The 1,239-nt window shown below is 35.9% G+C and carries 1 protein-coding gene; it reads right to left on the bottom strand.

Annotation, left to right across the window (positions count from 1 at the left end):
- Positions 1-78: 78 nt before the first annotated feature.
- Positions 79-1,239 (bottom strand): polysaccharide pyruvyl transferase family protein (locus QN370_RS20510; RefSeq protein WP_323581823.1); only part of this gene is annotated, 1,161 nt, incomplete at its 5' end.

Consider the following 1,239-nt stretch of genomic DNA (forward strand, 5'->3'; position numbering starts at 1 on the left):
GTCGTAGACCCCACACATACTCGTTGAATCACCAGTGATTAGATAAATTATTTTCATAATAAAGATAACTGTAATTTTTTATAACTGCTTGGACAATAGCCGGACTCCTGCCCTGGCATCTTTTAATACTTCCGCATGCTGATCTATATCAATCCCTACATCCATAGCAGCAATCATACATTCAACTATTTTTTCAGGAGAAGCACTCTCCTGATAAATAAAAAAATCATCCCGTTGCACAGAATTGAAAAAGCTCTTCAATTTAACGTCCCAACCAAGTCCGACATGCGGTATTCGATAAGAATACGCTGCAATATTCGCGTGCATCCTGTGAGCAATAACCCCATCGAGCTTTGAAATTATCTTACATAAAGTTTCAGGACTTCTCGGTCTCTCTGAAAACTCCACCTTCAGGGCTAACTGATTATTTTTTTTAACGATCAATTTTATATGACTCATTAAAACTTCATCATCAACATCACCATTGGTAAAGAAAACTGGTTTGAATCCTGCCGAAATTAAATTATTGGCAATACTTATAAAAAAACTTGTACCTACTGTTTCTTCGATATTTTTATGCCGCGACACATCGTTAATAATTTTTTGATTAATAACTCCGATACCCACTTTTTTATTTTCTTTACTTTCAGGCACTGACGTTATCCATTGTTTTCTGGGATATAAGTCTGCAACTAGTAATCCTGGGTCACGACAGATTACTGGGTTAATTGCTGCTGCTAGAGAATTCTTCCAATATTCACCTGAGAGCTTATCTCTTGTGCTAACAAATTTTATTTTTTTATTGTCAACGAGCGCTTCTAATAGAATTTTCTTAGCGCTGCTTATCCATGATTTTGAGTGCGAAACACCCACTGCATAGATATACATACTAACGTTAAATCTCTTTGCGATTTGACCAAGAACATAAAGCCGTACAGGAAAATAAGAAGAGGACGCTGTTATCAAGTGCCCTCCACCAATAATGAATCGAATTTCTCCAGGATTATTAAAGTCTACTTTCTCTAATAACCTCTTTTTTGTCCGGTTAATATTTTTAATATTTCTAATATTGTTTAATAAAAAAGAAGGGATAACACTCTTCATCCATTTACTTTTTCTACCCTCAGCAGGGCTGGAGGCTGCTGGAAAATCATCTTTTCCATCAATGTCTAACGTAATAATTTCTTCGTTTGGTAGAGCATTCTTGAGTTCATGCTCCAAACATTCTGACAGTAAACC

Origin of the sequence: Actimicrobium sp. CCI2.3, assembly GCF_035019065.1 — a bacterium.
Lineage (GTDB): Bacteria > Pseudomonadota > Gammaproteobacteria > Burkholderiales > Burkholderiaceae_D > Actimicrobium.